General features: G+C 64.9%; 1 protein-coding gene. It reads left to right on the top strand.

What is annotated here, in order from left to right:
* Positions 1-202: 202 nt before the first annotated feature.
* Positions 203-844: IS110 family transposase (locus tag AC6CH3_RS23330; protein WP_498134695.1), on the top strand; the 642-nt coding region annotated here is incomplete at its 3' end.

The raw sequence follows: 844 nt of genomic DNA, 5'->3' as shown, positions 1-844 counted from the left end.
GAGGGGAACCGGCGCTGCAGGCCCTGTTCCCGGGCGCTGATGTCCCTTATCCCGGACGGGTAGGGTCTGGCCAGGAGTATGGGGGGGCCGGGGCCTTCTGTTTCACAGGGTCCGTGGGTTGCCATTAACGGCTCCCGTGGCCTGCGAGGCTCCTTGGGGGTCCAATGGTAGTGCCACATGTGAGGTTTGGGAGGTCCCGGCTATGTTTGAGCATACTTTCATTGGTCTGGATGTTCACGCGGTTAATGTGGTTGGCCATGCGCTGAATCCGGGCACCGGTGAAATCAGTCATCATACGATGCCCGCTGACCCGGCCCTGGTCCTGGAGTGGGTCCGGCGGTTTGAGCCGCCCGTCAAGGTCGTTTATGAGTCGGGTCCCACAGGGTTTGTCTTGGCCCGGTATCTGCGGGCCGCGGGCATCAACTGTGTGGTGGCGGCGTCCTCGAAGCTGCTGCGGGCGCCCGGTGACCGGGTGAAAACCGATCGGCGGGACGCCCGGGTGTTGGCCGAAATGCTCGCCGTCGGTTCGGTCACCGAGGTGCGTATCCCGGACCCTGACGAGGAAGCCCTGCGGGACCTGTCCCGGCTGCGCTCCGGCGCAGCGAAGGATCTTGCGCATGCCCGCCAGCACGTGAACGCCGTCCTCCTCCGGCACGGCCTCCGCTATCCCAAGGACACCAGATGGACGCAGGAACACCGCCTATGGCTGCACCGCCAACGCTTTAACGAACCGGCTCTGCAGTTCACCTACGAAGCCGACGTCGAGCAGGCCGAACTGCTCGCCGGGCATCTCAAACGAATCGATCAGCAGGTCGCCGCCACGGCAGCGGCGTGCCCTTACGCA

The organism is Arthrobacter sp. GQ119, assembly GCF_059759125.1.
Note: the sequence above shows the minus strand (reverse complement) of the source record. Positions and strands in the feature narration are given on the sequence as shown.